12 protein-coding genes are annotated in these 14,108 nt (G+C 65.3%); 10 read left to right on the forward strand and 2 right to left on the reverse strand.

Annotated elements, in window-relative coordinates:
• Positions 1-8 precede the first annotated feature (8 nt).
• From QN347_RS12190 to QN347_RS12235, 10 genes are all read left to right on the forward strand, one after another.
• Positions 9-620: an NADH-quinone oxidoreductase subunit J gene (locus QN347_RS12190; protein WP_133189363.1), complete on the forward strand. Its 612-nt coding sequence runs from the start codon at positions 9-11 to the stop codon at positions 618-620.
• Positions 617-922, forward strand: coding sequence for an NADH-quinone oxidoreductase subunit NuoK (gene nuoK / locus QN347_RS12195; RefSeq protein ID WP_010187224.1), 306 nt, complete (start codon positions 617-619; stop codon positions 920-922). The genes QN347_RS12190 and nuoK overlap by 4 nt, the downstream gene beginning before the upstream one ends.
• A gap of 5 nt (positions 923-927) precedes the next feature.
• Positions 928-3,066 (forward strand): NADH-quinone oxidoreductase subunit L, encoded by a 2,139-nt coding sequence (gene nuoL, locus QN347_RS12200; RefSeq protein WP_322162906.1) that lies wholly within the window; start codon positions 928-930, stop codon positions 3,064-3,066.
• A gap of 154 nt (positions 3,067-3,220) precedes the next feature.
• The gene (locus QN347_RS12205) at positions 3,221-4,750 is read left to right on the forward strand and encodes an NADH-quinone oxidoreductase subunit M (protein WP_189675233.1); all 1,530 of its coding nucleotides are present in this window, start codon (positions 3,221-3,223) and stop codon (positions 4,748-4,750) included.
• Positions 4,747-6,186, forward strand: coding sequence for an NADH-quinone oxidoreductase subunit NuoN (gene nuoN / locus QN347_RS12210; protein ID WP_322162909.1), 1,440 nt, complete (start codon positions 4,747-4,749; stop codon positions 6,184-6,186). Before QN347_RS12205 ends, nuoN begins: the two co-directional genes overlap by 4 nt.
• Before the next feature lie 5 nt (positions 6,187-6,191).
• Positions 6,192-6,983, forward strand: coding sequence for a biotin--[acetyl-CoA-carboxylase] ligase (locus tag QN347_RS12215; RefSeq protein WP_322162910.1), 792 nt, complete (start codon positions 6,192-6,194; stop codon positions 6,981-6,983).
• A 30-nt stretch (positions 6,984-7,013) separates the two neighbouring features.
• The gene (locus tag QN347_RS12220; protein WP_133189351.1) at positions 7,014-7,796 is read left to right on the forward strand and encodes a type III pantothenate kinase; all 783 of its coding nucleotides are present in this window, start codon (positions 7,014-7,016) and stop codon (positions 7,794-7,796) included.
• 124 nt (positions 7,797-7,920) lie between these two features.
• On the forward strand, positions 7,921-9,558 hold the full coding sequence (locus tag QN347_RS12225) for a ribonuclease J (RefSeq protein WP_133189348.1): 1,638 nt from the start codon (positions 7,921-7,923) through the stop codon (positions 9,556-9,558).
• A gap of 69 nt (positions 9,559-9,627) precedes the next feature.
• Positions 9,628-9,906: a DUF1467 family protein gene (locus QN347_RS12230; RefSeq protein WP_133189345.1), complete on the forward strand. Its 279-nt coding sequence runs from the start codon at positions 9,628-9,630 to the stop codon at positions 9,904-9,906.
• 89 nt (positions 9,907-9,995) lie between these two features.
• Complete coding sequence (locus QN347_RS12235) at positions 9,996-11,042, forward strand: GGDEF domain-containing protein (protein WP_322162912.1); 1,047 nt, start codon at positions 9,996-9,998, stop codon at positions 11,040-11,042.
• 9 nt (positions 11,043-11,051) lie between these two features.
• Here the strand turns inward: QN347_RS12235 and QN347_RS12240 are convergent, their stop codons facing one another.
• On the reverse strand, positions 11,052-12,494 hold the full coding sequence (locus QN347_RS12240) for a carboxylesterase/lipase family protein (RefSeq protein WP_322162913.1): 1,443 nt from the start codon (positions 12,492-12,494) through the stop codon (positions 11,052-11,054).
• A gap of 239 nt (positions 12,495-12,733) precedes the next feature.
• Positions 12,734-14,029, reverse strand: coding sequence for a TonB-dependent receptor domain-containing protein (locus QN347_RS12245; RefSeq protein ID WP_322162914.1), 1,296 nt, complete (start codon positions 14,027-14,029; stop codon positions 12,734-12,736).
• Positions 14,030-14,108: the final 79 nt, after the last annotated feature.

The following is a 14,108-nucleotide window of genomic DNA, read 5'->3' on the forward strand; positions in this document are numbered from 1 at the left end:
CTGATTCCGTGATCCAAGCAATCGCCTTTTACCTGTTCGCTGGTCTGGTCATCGCGTCCGCCGCGCTGACCATCACCGCGCGCAATCCGGTGCACGCCGTGCTGTGGCTGATCCTGGCCTTCTTCAACGCTGCCGGCCTCATGGTCCTAGTCGGCGCCGAGTTCATCGCGATGCTGCTCGTCATCGTCTACGTCGGCGCGGTCGCGGTGCTGTTCCTGTTCGTCGTGATGATGCTCAACATCGACTTTGCTGAGCTGCGCGCCGGGTTCGCCAAATATGCAGCGATCGGCGCGGTGTTCGCGGTCGGTCTCGCCGCCGAGATCATGGTCGCGTTCGGTGCCTGGAGCGCCGGCAAGATCGAGCTCGCGCGCCGCGCCGCGCCGACGCCCGACACGCTGCCCAACATCGAGGCGCTCGGGATGCTGCTCTACACGCGCTATCTGTTCGTGTTCGAGGGCGCGGGTCTCGTGCTGCTTGTCGCGATGATCGGCGCGATCGTGCTGACGCACCGCGAGCGCAAGGGTGCGCGCGCGCAGAATGTCAGCCGCCAGAACGCACGGCGTCCGCAGGATGCCACGCGCAACACGCAACCTACCGTCGGCAAGGGAATTGAGCTGTGATTGGTCTCGGCCATTATCTCGTGGTCGGCGCGATCCTGTTCGCGCTTGGCGTGCTCGGCATCATCGCCAACCGCAAGAACCTCATCGTCATGCTGATGGCGGTCGAGCTGATCCTGCTCGCGGTAAACCTCAACTTCGTCGCCTTCTCGGGGTATCTCCACGATCTCGTCGGCCAGGTGTTCGCGATGTTCGTGCTGACCGTCGCGGCGGGTGAGGCCGCGATCGGGCTCGCCATTCTCGTCATCTATTTCCGTAGCCGCGGGACGATCTCGGTCGACGACGCCAACCGGATGCAGGGGTAAATTTCGTGATCCTCTTCATCGTCTTCCTGCCGCTGCTCGCGGCGATCGTCGCGGGCTTCGCGAACAAGAGCTTCGGCGCGATCCTGCCAAAGGTCGTGACGACCGGCGCACTGTTCGCGTCATGCGCGCTGAGCTGGCCGATCTTCATCCATTACCTCGGTGGTGGCGAAGCGACGGTCACGCCGGTGCTCGACTGGATCCATTCGGGCGATATGCGGATCGACTGGTCGCTGCGCGTCGATGCGCTGACCGCGGTGATGCTCGTTGTCGTCACGTCGGTGTCGGCGCTCGTCCATCTGTATAGCTGGGGCTATATGGAGGAGGATCCCGACCAGCCGCGCTTCTTCGCGTATCTGTCGCTGTTCACCTTCGCGATGCTGATGCTGGTGACCGCCGACAACCTGGTCCAGATGTTCTTCGGCTGGGAAGGCGTGGGTCTCGCATCCTACCTCCTGATCGGTTTCTGGTTCCGCAAGCCGAGCGCCAACGCTGCCGCGATCAAGGCGTTCGTCGTCAACCGCGTCGGCGATCTCGGCTTCATGCTCGGCATCTTCGGCACCTATCTGGTGTTCAACACCGTCTCGATTCCCGAGATCCTGCGGCTTGCGCCCGGGATGGCCGGGTCGACGATCGGCTTCTTCGGCGGCCGCTTCGATACGATGACGGTGCTCTGCCTGCTGCTGTTCGTCGGCGCGATGGGCAAGTCGGCGCAGCTCGGGCTCCACACCTGGCTGCCCGACGCGATGGAAGGCCCGACCCCGGTGTCGGCGCTGATCCACGCGGCGACGATGGTCACCGCGGGCGTGTTCATGGTGTGCCGCCTGTCGCCGATGTTCGAGACCTCGCCGTTCGCGCTGACCGTCGTGATGACGGTGGGTGCCGCGACCTGCCTGTTCGCGGCGACGGTCGGGCTGGTGCAGACCGACATCAAGCGCGTGATCGCTTATTCGACATGCTCGCAGCTCGGCTACATGTTCTTCGCCGCTGGCTGTGGCGCGTATGGCGCCGCGATGTTCCACCTCTTCACGCACGCTTTCTTCAAGGCGTTGCTGTTCCTCGGTGCGGGTTCGGTGATCCATTCGATGCATCACGAGCAGGACATGCGCTATTATGGCGGCCTGCGGAAATCGATCCCGATCACCTTCTGGGGAATGATGATGGGCACGCTGGCGATCACCGGCGTCGGCATTCCCGCCGTGTTCGGCAACCCGCTCGCGATCGGTTTTGCGGGCTTCCATTCGAAGGATGCGATCATCGAGGCGGCCTGGGCTTCGGGCCAGCATGGCGCGTCGATCGTCGGGATCATCGTCGCGCTGCTGACGAGCTTCTACTCGTGGCGCCTGATGTTCCTGACCTTCTGGGGCAAGCCGCGCTGGGAGCAGTCCGAGCATATCCAGCATGCCATCCACGATGCGCATGGCCACGGCCATGACGACCAAGGTACGACTGCCGCGCATGCGCACCACGGCGAAGCCGCCGAGGAAGGGCAGGGCAGTGAGCCGCATGCTCACGATCATGGCCATGGCCACGGGCACGTCGTCCAGGCGCATCCGGTGTTCACCACGCATGGCGATGGCACGGGCGGCTATCATCCACACGAGAGCCCGTTCCCGATTCTGCTGCCGCTGATCATCCTGTCGATCGGTGCCATCGCTGCGGGCTTCGTGTTCCACGGCTATTTCATCGAGCCGAGCGCGGGCGATGAATATTGGCACGGCGCGATCGCGTTCCGCGAGCATCTGATGCACGCGATGCACGAAGTGCCGCTCGGTGTGAAACTGTCGGCGTCGATCGCGATGCTGACCGGGTTGCTCGGCGCCTACATCTTCTACATCCGCTCGCCGCACGCGCCGCGGAAGCTCGCCGAGACCTATGCCCCGGTCTACGACTTCCTGCTCAACAAATGGTATTTCGACGAGCTCTACAATCTGCTCCTCGTCAAACCCGCTTTTGCCATCGGCCGCTTCTTCTGGCACCGCGGTGACGAGCAGACGATCGATCGGCTCGGCCCCAACGGCTCGGCTTGGGTCGTGTCGCAAGGCTCGCGCGTCGCTGGAAAGCTGCAAACTGGATATGTCTACACTTATGCCTTTGTCATGCTGCTCGGTCTGACCGGCGCCGTCACCTGGGCGATCACGCGATGAGCGCGCGCCTCAACATCGTCGCCCCGGCGCCGGGGCACCCCAAAAAGTATTACTTTTTGGGGTGCCCGCAGGCCGGGGCCGGCCAGCCGAACGGGGCTGACGCCGGACACACCAACGCAGCGACCCCGGCCTTCGCCGGGGTGACGGGGATATAATGACCGGTTTCCCCATCCTCTCCGTGATGCTCGCCATCCCCGCTCTTGCGGCGGTTGCGTGCCTCTTCGTCAGTGCGCAGGGCGCACGCTGGATCGCGCTGATCGCGACGCTGATCGATTTCGTGCTCGGGATCGGCCTGTGGGCGAGCTTCGACATCGGCGGTCCACAGTGGCAGTTCGTCGAGAATGCCGGCAGCCTCGGCGTGTTCAGCTGGAAGCTCGGCCTCGACGGCTTCGCGCTGCTGCTGGTCATGCTCAGCGTCTTCCTGATGCCGATCTGCATCGGCGCGAGCTGGGTCGCGATCGAGAAGCGCGTCCAGGAATATATGGCGGCGTTCCTCATCACCGAAGTGCTGATGATCGGCACCTTCGCGGCGCAGGACCTGTTCCTGTTCTACATCTTCTTCGAAGCCGGCCTGATCCCGATGTACCTGATCATCGGCATCTGGGGCGGCGCGAACCGGATCTACGCGTCGTACAAATTCTTCCTCTACACGTTGCTCGGCTCGCTGCTGATGCTCGTCGCGATGCTGTGGATGGTGAATTTTGCCGGCACCTCGGACATCCCGACTTTGCTCAACACCGATTTCCCGGTGCAGGTGCAGACGTGGCTGTGGCTCGCCTTCTTCGCCTCGTTTGCGGTGAAGATGCCGATGTGGCCGTTCCACACCTGGCTTCCCGACGCGCACGTGCAGGCGCCGACCGCAGGGTCGGTGATCCTGGCGGGCGTGCTGCTGAAGCTCGGCGGATACGGCTTCCTGCGCTTCTCGCTGCCGATGTTCCCCGAAGCCTCGGCACAGCTGACCTGGCTGATCCTTGCTTTGTCGGCCGTCGCGGTGATCTACACCTCGCTCGTCGCGCTGGTGCAGTCCGACATGAAGAAGCTGATCGCCTATTCGTCGGTCGCGCACATGGCGATCGTGACGATCGGCCTGTTCGCCTTCAACCGGCAGGGCATCGAGGGCGCGATGATCGTCATGCTGTCGCATGGCCTCGTCTCGGCGGCTTTGTTCCTGTGCGTCGGCGTAATCTACGACCGGCTCCATACCCGCGAGATCTCGCGCTATGGCGGCCTGGCGATCAACATGCCGCGGTATGCGCTGCTGTTCCTGTTCTTCACGATGGCCTCGATCGGCCTGCCGGGGACGAGCGGCTTCGTCGGCGAGTTCCTCTCGCTCGCCGGGACCTACCGCGTCTCCACTACTGCCACCTTGCTCTGCACGACGGGCATCATCCTGGGTGCCGCCTACATGCTCTACCTCTACCGCCGTGTCGTATTCGGCGAGATCGTTCATGACGACGTTCGTGCGATGAAGGACATCAGCTTGCGCGAAATGGCGTTGCTGGCGCCGATCGCTGCGGTCGCTCTGTGGATGGGCGTCTATCCGGAAAGCTTCCTCGCCCCGATGCGCAGCGATGTCGCGACGCTCGAGGCACGGATCGCACGCGCGACGCCCAAGGGTGACTCGCTGCCGACGCCGGGCAAGGCTCCGGCCACACCCGCGGCACATGCGGAGGCACGGCCATGAACGCTTCGCTGTTGATGACGCTGCCCGAGCTGGTGCTCGCGGTAGGTGCGATCGCGCTGATGCTGGTGTCCGCCTGGGGCGGGCAGGGCTCGACGCGGCTGGTGTCGTGGGCCTCGGTCGCGGTGCTGATCGGCGCCGGGCTGGCGTTGCTGGGGCCTGCGTCCAAGGGTGGTGCTGCGTTCGAAGGGCTGTACCGCGCCGATGCCTTTGCGGCTTACGCCAAGGTGCTGATCTACGTTGCCTCGGCGGTTGCGATCCTGATCGCGCCGCGCTTCTTCGCGCAGGGGCGCGGTGACGATCTGCGTCCCGAATATCCGGTGCTGATCCTGCTCTCCGCAGCGGGCATGGGCATGATGGTGTCGGCGGGCGATCTGCTGACGCTCTATGTCGGTCTCGAGCTGCAGAGCCTTGCGGCGTACGTGCTGGCGAGCTTCATGCGGCGCGATACGCGTTCGGCTGAAGCGGGCCTCAAGTATTTCGTGCTCGGCGCGCTGGCGAGCGGCATCCTGCTCTACGGGATCAGCCTCGTGTACGGCTTCAGCGGCACGACGCTCTTCTCGTCGATCGCGACGGCGTATGGCGCGGGCCATTCGCTCGGCCTGACCTTCGGCCTGGTGTTCGTGTTCGCCGGCCTCGCCTTCAAGATGAGCGCGGTGCCGTTCCACATGTGGACGCCCGACGTATATGAAGGCGCGCCGACCCCTGTCACGACCTTCTTCGCGTCGGCGCCGAAGGTTGCGGCGGTCGCGCTCGCGGTGCGCGTCGCGATCGAGGCGATGGGCCCGGCGACCGACCAGTGGCGCCAGATCGTGATCTTCGCGTCGCTCGCGTCGATCATCTTCGGCGCGGTCGCGGCGATCGGCCAGACCAACGTCAAGCGACTGCTGGCCTACTCGTCGATCAACAATGTCGGCTTCCTGCTCGTCGGCCTTGCCGCCGGCACGCAGGAGGGCGTCGCGTCGGTGCTGTTCTACCTCACCGTCTATGTCGTGATGACGCTCGGCAGCTTCGTCGTCGTCCTGCAGATGAAGGATGCCGAGGGCCAGCCGGTCGAGACGCTGGCGAGCTTGGCTGGCCTGTCCCGCGCGCGGCCGGGACTGGCGCTGGCGATGGCGATCTTCATGTTCTCGCTCGCGGGTATCCCGCCGTTGCTGGGCTTCAACGCCAAGCTGGCGGTGTTTACAGCAGCCGTGAATGCGGGGCTCTATCCGCTGGCCGTGGTCGGCTTCGTCGCCTCGGTGATCGGTGCGTACTATTATCTGCGCGTCATCAAGGTGATGTACTTCGATGAACCTGCCGAGGCCTATTCGGGCCGCGCGACGCCGATCGAGAGCGCGGTAATCGCGGTGTCGGCGGTGTTCGTGTCGCCGATCGGCTGGCTGCTGCTCGCGCCGCTCGGCGTGGCGACGATGTTCGCGGCGAAGGCGCTGTTCTGACGGCGATGATCCGCACCGTCGCCGAGACGGGGTCTACCAACGCCGATATGCTCCTCCTCGCCGCCTCGGGCGCCGAGGAGGGGGTGTGGCTGCGGGCCGAGCGGCAGAGTGGCGGGCGCGGGCGGCAGGGGCGCGTGTGGGCCTCGCCGGTCGGGAATTTCTACGGGTCGACGGTGGTGCGGGTGCACGCTGGGGATCCGGCGGCGGCTACGCTGGCTTTGGTTGCTGCGATTGCCTTGGAAGAGGTGGTTCGCGTCTATCTGACCGATACCGTCGCCCCGGCGGAGGCCGGGGGCGCTGCGTTAGGACATGCACCGGCCGGTGCGCGCGATGCGCCAGCGGCCCCGGCCTGCGCCGGGGCGACGATGTGGATCAAGTGGCCTAACGACTTGCTTCTGAACGGTGCGAAGCTCTCCGGCATTCTGCTCGAACGCTCCGGTGACGCGGTGATCGTCGGGATCGGCATCAATCTCGCGCATCACCCTGACGATACCGATCGGCTGGCCACCAGCCTTTCCGATCACGGCGTAACCCCAGACCCCGCCGACTTCGCCGAAACGCTCGCCGAGGGCTTCGCGCGTTGGGTCGCGATCTGGCGCGGGCAGGGGCTCGCCCCGATCCGCGCGCGCTGGCTCGAGCGCGCGCACCCGGTCGGCACCGCGCTTACCGCGCGGCTGCCTGACGGCCAGGCGATCGACGGGCTGTTCGGCGGGCTCGACGGAGACGGCGCGCTCATCCTGCGCTTGGCGGATGGCGACAGCCGTGTCATTCACGCCGGCGACGTGTTCCTGCTTTAGCTTCCCATCCGTTCGGACAAGGCTCATCCCATGCTGCTCGCGATCGATGCCGGCAACACCAACATCGTCTTCGCCTTGCTCGAAGGCGGCGCGATCAAGGCGCGCTGGCGGATCGCGACCGATCCGCGCCGCACCGCCGACGAATATGCCGTGTGGCTCCACCAGTTGCTCAACCTCGAAGGCTATGACCGCCAGTCGGTGAGCGGCGTGATCATCGCGACCGTCGTCCCGCGCGCGCTCCACAACCTGCAGACGCTCGCGCGGAAATATTTCAACACCGAGCCGCTCGTCGCGGGCGAACCGCCGGTCGAATGGGGTATGGCGCTCGACGTGCTCGAGCCCAAGAGCGTCGGCGCCGATCGCGCCGTCACGATGATCGCGGCGCACGCGCGTCACCCCGGCGACCTGATCGTGATCGATTTCGGCACCGCCACCACGCTCGACGTCGTCGATTATACCGGCGCGTACAAAGGCGGGATCATCGCGCCGGGGATCAATCTGTCGCTCGACGCGCTCGTCACTGCCGCGGCCAAGCTACCGCGCATCGCGATCGAGGCGCCCGCGACCAGCAGCGTGATCGGCCGCGATACCGTCAGCCAGATGCAGATCGGCATCTTCTGGGGCTATGTGGCGATGATCGAGGGGCTCGTCGCGCGGATGAAGGCCGAGGTCGGGCGGCCGATCAAGGTCGTCGCGACGGGTGGTCTCGCGATCCTGTTCGAGCAGCACACCAGCATGTTCGACGTGGTCGAACCCGACCTGACAATTCAGGGGCTGGCGATTCTGTGGGATCGCGCCCATATAGAGGCCTAGAGTCAGCGAGTGTGCGCCGCGTTTCGGAGCCCCGCTTCCCCAACTCTTACGAAATTCCGCGCTTAACAGGCGCAAACCCGAAGGCACGCGCTTGGCGCGGCCGAAATGAAAGTACCGATTCTACGTGACGAAACCAAAGAACGAGCTTCTCTTCCTGGCCCTTGGCGGGTCGGGCGAAATCGGCATGAACGTCAATCTCTACGGCTGCGAAGGCAAGTGGCTGATGGTCGATTGCGGCATCACCTTCGCCGATCCGCAATATCCCGGCATCGACGTGATCCTGCCCGACCTGCAGTTCATCGAGGAGCGCCTCGACGATCTGGTCGGCATCGTGCTGACGCATGGTCATGAAGACCATATCGGCGCGCTGCCGTATCTCGCCGAGGACCTCGGTGTGCCGCTCTACGCGACGCCGTTCACGGCTGGCCTGATCCGCGGCAAGCTCGAGGAAGAGGGCAACGCCAACCGCGTCAAGCTGCGCGTGATCCAGCCCAATGCGCCGTTCGACCTCGGGCCGTTCGGCGTGACCTTCGTGCCGATGTCGCACTCGATTCCCGAGGCGAGCGCGTTGCTGATCGACACGCCCTACGGCCGGATCTTCCACACCGGCGACTGGAAGCTCGATGCGGCGCCCGTCATCGGCCATCCGTCGAGCCCGGCCGAACTCGCCGCGATCGGCGAGGACGGTATCCTGGCGCTGGTCTGCGACTCGACCAACATCTTCAACAACGAGGCTTCGGGCTCGGAGAGCGACGTGTTCTCGGGGCTGATGGACGTGATCAGTAAGGCCAAGGGCCGCGTGATGGTCACGTCGTTCGCGTCGAACGCCGCGCGTCTCCACACGCTGGGCAAGGTTGCGATCGAGACGGGTCGCTCGCTCTGCGTCCAGGGCCGCTCGCTCGACCGGATCCTCAAGGTTGCGCGTGCGACGGGCTATCTCAAGGACTTCCCCGAGACGATCGACGCCGAGGCCGCGATGCGGCTGCCGCGCGACAAGGTGCTCGTCGTCGCGACGGGCGGGCAGGGCGAGGAACGCGCCGCGCTCGCGCGCGTCGCCAATGGCCAGCACCCGATCGCGCTGGCGAGCGGAGACACCGTCGTCTTCTCGTCGAAGCAGATCCCCGGTAACGAAGTTGCGATCGGTCGCATCCAGAACCAGCTCGCCGCCAAGGGCGTGATCATGATCACCGACCGCCAGGCGCATGTCCATGTGTCGGGCCATCCGGGTCGCCCCGAGCTGCTCCAGATGTACCGCTGGATGAAGCCCGAGATCCTGATGCCGGTGCACGGCGAAATGCGCCATCTGATGGAGCATGCGCGCTTCGGCCTGTCCGAGAGCATTCCGCGCGCGCTGGTGCAGACCAATGGCGACATCGTGCGGCTCGCGCCGGGTGCGCCGACCAAGATCGGCAATGCGCCGGTCGGCCGGCTCGTGCTCGACGGCGACGTGATCTTGCCGGGTGATGGCCAGACGATCAACGAGCGCCGCAAGCTCGCGCTCAACGGGCAGATCTCGGTCGCGGTCGCGATCGGGTCGCGTGGGCTGATCGGCACGCCGCAAGTCCGCATCCAGGGCATCCCGGTCGAGGAAGACCGCGAGCCGTTCCTCGAGGAAACCGTCAGCGCGGTGATCGCGGCGACCAAGCAGGGCGGGCGCGACCGTGACAAGCTGCGCGAGCAGATCCGCCTCGCCACGCGCAAGGTCGCGACGCGCTGGACCGGCAAGAAGCCGAACGTCGACGTGCTGCTGATCGAGGCGTAAGACAACGCCGCTGCCCTTCCCTTGATCGGGAGGGGCGAACCTATCGGGCTCGGGACGGGATCAAGACCAATGCGGTGGACTTCGGCGCTGGCGATCTACTTCCTGTTCTGGGCCTTTTCGGTGTTCTTCGTGCTGCCGTTCGGCGTGAAGACCAGTGATGAAGCCGGCGTCGAGCGCATCCCCGGCCAGGCCGAAAGCGCGCCGCACGAATTCAACCCCGGTCGGATCGCCAAGCGCGTGACGATCCTCGCGACGATCCTGTGGTCGCTCTACATGCTCAACTTCCATTTCGGCTGGCTCACGCCGCAAATGCTCGACGTGTTCGGCACGTGGAACGGCGTCGAATAAAGGGACCGCCGCGGCGACGATTTTCACATCGTTCTGCATCCGTTATTAACCCGCTGTCGGTACCATGGCTGCGGGAAACGGGGCAGGTCATGAAGTTCGGGCGGACGCAACAGGGGGCGATGGACGGTTCTGAGAGCGGCACGCCGTTCAAGGAGATCGCTGCGAGTGTCCTTGCATTTCTTGACGATCAGTCGCTCGATCCGACTCCGGGGAATTACGAACTGGGGTTCCTCTATTGCACCGATCCCGAGAGTCTTGCCGCCCGCTCGGTCGACGGCGTCCTGACGTCCGGTGCAAAGCTGCGGCAGGACCAGGCCGATTATATCCTCGGCGCCTATCACGCCTTGGTACGAACGCAGCGAGCTTCGCCAGAGGCCGCGCCCGAGGCCGAAACCAGGACCGGCGCACGGTTGCGTCACCAGACGCTTCAGCTCCACGACCTGGCCTCCGATGCAGTGTCGGTCACCGGGCAGTTCGGGCGCGATCTCACAGCAGAGCTCGACCAGATCGAGGTCGAATCGCTGCCGATCGCGCGGACGATCTCGACGATGATCGCGCGGTCGAGCGATGCCGAGCGCAACCTCGTCGCGGCGCTGAAGGAGATCGACGCCTTGCATGCCGAGGTCGCCGCCGCGCAGAACGATGCGCTGCGCGACTCGCTGACCGGGCTCGCCAATCGGCGTGGGTTCGCCGCCGAACTCACCAAGGGGCCGGGCGATGCGCCGCTCGCCTTGGCGATTTGCGATATCGACCGGTTCAAGGCGATCAACGATCGCCACGGGCATCCCGTCGGCGATCGCGTGATCAAGGCGGTTGCCGAGTCGATTGCGCGCAGCTGCGCACCGCACGTCGTATCGCGCTGGGGTGGGGAGGAATTCGTCATCCTGATGGACGGCGTCACGCTCGATGAGGCGCACGCGATCGTCGCGACCGCAAACCAGGCGCTGCAGAAGCGCGCGTTCCGGATCCGGGAATCGGGCGAAGCGCTTGCTCCGATCAGCTTTTCTGCAGGGATCGTGCTGACGCAGCGGACCCGGGCGCTCGACGCGATCGCCGCCGCGGACTTGCTGCTGTACCGCGCGAAGCAGGCGGGGCGAAACACGGTGTATGTCCAGGATACCGCGCTCGCCGCCTGACCCGCGCGCTTATTTCGCCGGCGCTGCCGCAGCAGCACGCCCTGCGTCGATCTCCGCACCCCAGGGATCGCGATGCGCGTCGGCTTTGCCGTCTGCGCCGAAATCCATGATCATGTCGTTCGCACGTGTGTAGCGCGGCCAGACGGGAAGGCCCGCGCCGTTGGGCGTGCCGGTCCTGGCGAAGGTGACGATCGCGCGGCTGATCGCCTTTGCGACCGCGACGTCCGCGGGGGTCGTCGCAGCACCATATTTGATTGCGGCGGTATCGAGGAAGAACGGAATATCGGTCGCGTGCTGGGCGCCGGGCTTGCCGATCGAGGTGGCGACATAGCTGAAGCGATACCCCCAGACCGGCACGCCTGCCTCGGCGAGCATTGCCGAAATATCGCGCGCGCCGGCAATCATCCCTCCGGTCTTGCCGCCCATGTCGGCGCTCGTCGCGCCGATCAATATCGGCACCTTGGCGAAGCGGCCGGTCGTATAGGCCTGCCGCGTATCGACCACCACGGTTCCGTCGGTGAAGGGGCCGCCATACGTGGCCGGCCCGGGCTTGGGTTGGAACAGCTCGATCAAGCTGAGCCCATCGGTGACTTGGTCGGCGCTCAACGCGCGCAATTTGGCGAGTGCGTCGGGTGCGGCGGGGTCGATGCCGTGCGTCTTGGCGAAGGTCATGCCGATCTGCTCGGCAGTCGCGAGCGGCTTGCCGGGCTCGACGGCGGCGTCACCACCCGACATCACGATCGCCTTGGCGAACAGGCCGGACGCCAGCGGCGACGTCACCAGCGCATGGACTGAGCGGCCGCCGGCGCTTTCGCCGATGATCGTGACGTTCGTCGGATCGCCGCCGAAGCGCGCGACGTTGCGCTGCACCCATTGCAGCGCCGCGATCTGGTCCATGATGCCGTAATTGCCGAGCCGTCCGCCGTCGGCATTGGCCTTGGTCAGCTGCGGCAGAGCGAAGGTGCCGAACCGCCCGACGCGGTAGTTGAAGCTGACGAAGACGACCCCCTGCCGCGCGAGCGCCGCGCCGGCATAGGTCGGCGGCGAGGCCCCGCCATTGACGAACCCGCCGCCATAGATCCACACGATCACCGGCAGTTTCGCAGCCGCCGCGGCGGGTTTCCAGACATTGGCGTAGAGGCAGTCCTCGGCCGGCTGCGTGCCGAGCGGGGCGGCGTCGCTGGGGAAGGGCAGCTGCATGCAGTCGTGCGCATAGGCGGTCGCGTCGCGAACGCCTGTCCACGGCGATACGGGTTGCGGTGCGCGCCAGCGCAACGCGCCGATCGGCGGTGCGGCAAAGGGAATGCCCTTCCAGCTGGCGACGCCCTCGGTGAGGGCTCCGCGAACGCTGCCCGTGTCGGTCTGCACGACTGGCGGCGTTTCGCTGTGCGCGACGGCAGGCGCGGCGAGGGCAAGGCCCGCAAGCAAGGCGATCAGGCGGTGCGATGTCATCTGGTGCGTCCCCTCGTTGAGCGGAGGACGCTACGCGATTGTCGGCAACGATGCGAGGTCGCTCCGTCGCGCGAATGGCGTGGGTGGATCAAGCGCGCAGGCGGGTAGCGACTTGCGGCGATCGGCACGACGAGCGGATACGCTCGATGAAGTACGAGGTTCGGTGTCCTGACAGACTGCCGTCCACGCGATCGATGCGGACGAAGTGTAGGGGCGTTTGCACGCCCCTACACCGATCGTCAGAAGTTGGCGGTGAAGCCGATCGCGATGTTGCGGCCCAGGCTGTCGTAGCGCGCCGGGATGGTGTTGCTGCGCGCGAGGCTGATGTCGTACGAATTCGGCAGGATCGGCGCCGATTTGTCGAGCAGGTTGTTCGAGATGAGACGCAGGCTGTAGCGCTTGGCGATGTTGAAGGTCAGCGCGAGATCGAAATAGCTGATTGGAGCGATCCGATAGAAGGTCGTCTGCGCGCGGTCGGGCGTGCCGCCGATTGCAGGATCGCCCGAATTGTTGGCACTCGTCAACGAACCCACATAGCGCCAGTTGAACGAGGCGTTGAACACACCGTTGGGCGTCGTGTACGTCGTGCGCAGCCCGTGGCTCCACTTCGGCAGCAGCTGGCTGCAGCCATTGCCATAATAGCCCGCGCAGTTGCGCTGCGGCTGGAGCGGCGAATCCTGGCCGCCGGCAAAGGTGGTGAGCGAGCCGTTGAAGCTCATGTCGAGCTTGCCGACCGAGCCCAAGCGCACGCCGTACTGCCCCTGGAAATCATAGCCGCGCGAGATCGAGAAGTAATAATTGGTCGTGCCCGCGCGAATGAAGCCGCTGGTCGGGTTGGTGTTGGCGGTGGCGTACAAGGTGCCATTGGCGGCGCGGACGATCCCCGAACAGAAGAACGGATCGCCGTTCGACCGCATGCAGCCATCGGTGTAATAGCTGTCGTCGTTATAGCCGAGCGAGTTGTTGATCTTGATCCGATAGCGATCGACCGACAGCACCAGGCCAGGAACGAAGCTTGGCTTGAGGATGATGCCATAGGTCTGGGTGTAGGCGGTCTCGGGACTGGCGGTGAAGCCGCCCGACCGGACCGTGCACTGATTGTCCGGGCACAGCAGCAGCGCGCTGCCATACAGCGCGTCGGACAGGCCAGTCGCGCGGCACACCGCCTGCGACGCGAGCGGCGCGGTGGTGGTGATCGTCTGGCCGGGACGCGCCGGGTCGGCGATCAGGCGCGGGACGGGCGCGCAGAAATCGTTTTGCGAGCCGCCCTGCTTGCTGAAGTTGATGTTGGTCGCCTGATACGTCTCGGTCACCGTCGGCGCGCGCTGCGCCTTGTTGAACGAGGCGCGCAGCACGATGTCGCGGACCGGTGAATAGAGGCCCTCGAGCTTCCACGTCGTGAATTTGTCGGGATTGGTATTGTACTTCGACAGGCGGAAGCCGCCATTGACTTGCAATTGCTCGATGAACGGCTTGTGTTGGACGAGCGGCGCCTGGAGCTCGATATTTCCGGTATAGTGTAGCAGACTAACCAAGCTATAGCCTGACTCATTGAGGAGCCGGAAAAGAGGTTGCGTTGTGGTCCGGAAGCGATTCATGTTCCAACATGATCCG

It is taken from the genome of Sphingomonas sp. 10B4 (genome assembly GCF_035019905.1).
Taxonomy (GTDB): Bacteria; Pseudomonadota; Alphaproteobacteria; order Sphingomonadales; family Sphingomonadaceae; genus Sphingomonas; species Sphingomonas glacialis.

What these genes read in the sequence shown, in the direction of transcription:
- QN347_RS12215 (WP_322162910.1), top strand. Translation starts at nt 6,192, where the DNA reads ATGATCCGCACCGTCGCCGAGACGGGGTCTACCAACGCCGATATGCTC.
- QN347_RS12230 (WP_133189345.1), top strand. Translation starts at nt 9,628, where the DNA reads ATGCGGTGGACTTCGGCGCTGGCGATCTACTTCCTGTTCTGGGCCTTT.
- nuoN (WP_322162909.1), top strand. Translation starts at nt 4,747, where the DNA reads ATGAACGCTTCGCTGTTGATGACGCTGCCCGAGCTGGTGCTCGCGGTA.
- QN347_RS12205 (WP_189675233.1), top strand. Translation starts at nt 3,221, where the DNA reads ATGACCGGTTTCCCCATCCTCTCCGTGATGCTCGCCATCCCCGCTCTT.
- QN347_RS12240 (WP_322162913.1), bottom strand. Translation starts at nt 12,494, where the DNA reads ATGACATCGCACCGCCTGATCGCCTTGCTTGCGGGCCTTGCCCTCGCC.
- QN347_RS12220 (WP_133189351.1), top strand. Translation starts at nt 7,014, where the DNA reads ATGCTGCTCGCGATCGATGCCGGCAACACCAACATCGTCTTCGCCTTG.
- QN347_RS12235 (WP_322162912.1), top strand. Translation starts at nt 9,996, where the DNA reads ATGAAGTTCGGGCGGACGCAACAGGGGGCGATGGACGGTTCTGAGAGC.